Source organism: Pseudomaricurvus sp. (assembly GCF_965662505.1).
In the GTDB taxonomy this organism is placed as follows: domain Bacteria; phylum Pseudomonadota; class Gammaproteobacteria; order Pseudomonadales; family Cellvibrionaceae; genus Pseudomaricurvus.
Genome location: NZ_CBFIHX010000220.1, coordinates 1 through 2,936 on the forward strand (window position 1 = coordinate 1; position 2,936 = coordinate 2,936).

A 2,936-nucleotide genomic window follows, 5' to 3' on the forward strand; every position below is an offset into this window, starting at 1 on the left:
TAGTAACGCCACGACATCGGATCAATATCTGGCGATTGTGATTCCCGGCAGGATGTTCACTGAGGCCTATCGTGAGCGGGGTCTTGCCTCACAAAACCTCAGTCGTACGCTGGAAGATACGGGTACAGTAACGTCGGTGCTGATCCCCTGGAATACCTGCGGTGCCTACCACGCAACTGTGCTGGGCGTGGCGACTCTGAGCTACGCACCCTTTGCATTCTTCTGTCTTATCAGTCCTTTGATGACAATGCTGGTTGCGGCTACGGGATATCGCCTAGTGAAACTTAAAGCTGAAAGCTCAATTTAACAGTGTTTCAGGACAGGTTCAGGAGTTTTTAGAGACGTTCACTGTTCATTTGGGACTATACCGAGCCAGTTCCTCCCCAAGTTGTTCGATTAAATCTTGTTATCGAGACCACAAAAAAATGTCATTTTACAGTCAAAAGTGTGGTGAAGATAATCGCGACATCAAGCCTTGTCCGGTTCTTTTTTCGGGGCTTATGACGAGATTTCTGTTTGTGTTTATGACGAGGTCTCTATTGAGGTTTGTACGAGGTCTCCACTGGGGTTAATCAATAGTCTGGGTGAATGCTATGACGACACAATCGCAAGATTTTGATCAAAAAGGACGCAAGTTCTGGGGAACTGATCACTTCCCCTATGGTTTTTCCAGAAGTGGTGAATTCACCCGTGAGCAGGTCCAGTTTTTGGAAGATCACGGCTATGCGTATCAAGCTCTGGCACTGGGTGAACGTGAACCACAGACTTCCGTAGAAAAGGACTTTGTCGAGTTCTGTCGAGGAGAGAGAGACCCTCAGAACAAACACGAAAAGGTCTGGGATCGGTTTATGAAGAAGTCGACCCAGCGGGAGATGTTCGTCACATTAGGTGCCAGTTCGAATGATGATGATGGTGCCAGTATGGCGACCTACGATGACGTGGAAGACTTTTAAGCTACATCACTTACTGTCTCACCGGTCTCTTTTGCAGCTTGCGTTGAAGGGTTCGCCGGTGCATGCCCAATGCGCGCGCGGTGGCTGAAATATTGCCGTCGTTCTCAGCGAGAACCCTTTGAATGTGTTCCCATTCCAACCGGCTGACGGAAGGCGGTGTTGCCTGAATTTCGGTGCCGTCATCGCCATCGTTGCACTCAAAAGCCTGCAAAATATCATCGGCATCCGTGGGTTTGCACAGATAGTGATGCGCTCCCAGTTTGATCGCTTCAACGGCGGTATTGATGCTGGAATAGCCTGTGAGGATTACGATGGTCAGGTCAGGCTGTATGTACTTAAGCTTGCGGATCAGAGGCAGACCGGATTCGTTGGCTATTTTCAGATCCAGCACACAGCGATCAATGGTGTGATTTTTACACACGCTCAGAGCCTCTTCACTGTTGTGCGCTTCGTAGACTTCAAATCCCCGGCGTCGGAAGGCTCTCGCCAGTACCTGTGTGAGGGTGATGTCGTCGTCGACCAATAACAGAGTCAGACTGTCGGTTAACCGTGTCAGGCTATCGGTCATCTAGGCTTCTCCCTCTGCGATATTTTCCAGAGGCAGATGCAGTGTCGTAAGCGTGCCGGTACTAGGATGCCGGGACAAGCTGACGACTCCCTGATAGCGCTCAATGGCTGCGCGAGTCAGAAACAGTCCCAGACCACGTCCCTGGCCTTTGTCTGAAACAAAAGCTTTGCCCAGATCTTCGGCGATCTCCGGATCGATACCCGGCCCTTTATCGTGAATTTCAAAAGTCAGCTTTGAGTGCGTCCAGGTAACCTTGATATCAATGTCTACCGGTTCTGCATCGGCGGCGTTATTCAGCAGGTTACTGATGGATTGGGCAATGGTGGGCTGCCAACGAACTTGTACTTCTGGCGCCTGCTCGTCAATCTGAATATGCGCTTCCACCTCTGGGCGTAACAATAGCCAGTTGTCGATAATCTTTGTGCAGTGTTCACGCACGCTAACCAAGGGAAGTATCCCGTCTTTGAGCTCACTGGCTTGCTGGTTGAGTTTGCGCAAGGTGTCGGAACAATGAGAAATCTGAGTTTGTAGCAAGTTCAGGTCGTCTTTGAGTTCTTTGGGCTGCTCATAATCCGATTGCATTTCATGAAGCAGGGTCTTAATGGTGGTTAAAGGGGTACCCAGATCATGAGCGGTTCCGGCTGCCAGTGTTGCAACGGCCATCAGCTGTTCGTCCCTCAGTTTGTCTTCGCGCAGACGGGACAGATCGGCATCTTGCCTGCGCAGAGATGCCGCCATAGCCAGTACAAAATAACTGATCAGCAGTGCACTCAGCAGAAAATTAATCCACATGCCGATGGTATGAACACTGATATTGACGCTGTGTCCGTGAGCCGAAGAATGGGGAAGCGAAGAAGAATGAATAAGCGGAGCTGACTGGCCGTGCGGCGCGACATCTGGCAGGGGAATCTTGAAAAAAATCAAACTGGTGTAAAGCGCCAGAGAGACCAGTACCAGCAGCCAGGTGTAATGCCGCGGGAGCGTTGCGGCAGCGATGCACAGTGGCACCAGATAATAGGACACAAACGGATTGTCGGCACCGCCAGAGAAAAATAACAGCAAGCTTAAGCCTAATACATCGATCAAAAGTTGACTGAAGAAAGCCAGATCTGACGCACGATGACTAATATGGAGCAAGACCAGCGTGGCAATGGAAATCAGTGTTAGCCCTGAAACCACCAACAGCAGTGATCGGTAGGGTAATGGCATTTGCAGCTGCCAGAAGCAGTAACCCAGAGCGGTACAGATCATCAACAGAAAAAACCCGCGGATGATCAATAGGCGGCGGAGGTTTTCTTCAGGGGCTGAGGCGGTAAATTTGAAGCTGTTCATGGGCTTATCATAAGCGACTTTGCTGCTTGCCTCTAATGAATGTTACAAATGTGATGTTTCTCAATGTTAAGCCCCTGACAGTT

4 protein-coding genes are annotated in these 2,936 nt (G+C 50.0%); 2 read left to right on the forward strand and 2 right to left on the reverse strand.

Annotation, left to right across the window (positions count from 1 at the left end):
• Both ACTG33_RS16865 and maoP read left to right on the forward strand, forming a co-directional pair.
• Positions 1-307 (forward strand): Na+/H+ antiporter NhaC family protein (locus ACTG33_RS16865; protein ID WP_439136391.1); only part of this gene is annotated, 307 nt, incomplete at its 5' end.
• A gap of 286 nt (positions 308-593) precedes the next feature.
• Complete coding sequence (gene maoP, locus ACTG33_RS16870; RefSeq protein WP_439136393.1) at positions 594-953, forward strand: DUF413 domain-containing protein; 360 nt, start codon at positions 594-596, stop codon at positions 951-953.
• Positions 954-963: 10 nt separating this feature from the next.
• Here maoP and ACTG33_RS16875 read toward each other — a convergent pair whose 3' ends face one another.
• Together ACTG33_RS16875 and ACTG33_RS16880 are read right to left on the reverse strand one after the other, a co-directional pair.
• Positions 964-1,521, reverse strand: a complete 558-nt coding sequence (locus ACTG33_RS16875; RefSeq protein WP_439136395.1) for a response regulator transcription factor — start codon at positions 1,519-1,521, stop codon at positions 964-966.
• On the reverse strand, positions 1,522-2,853 hold the full coding sequence (locus ACTG33_RS16880; RefSeq protein WP_439136397.1) for a sensor histidine kinase: 1,332 nt from the start codon (positions 2,851-2,853) through the stop codon (positions 1,522-1,524).
• Between the last annotated feature and the right edge of the window lie 83 nt (positions 2,854-2,936).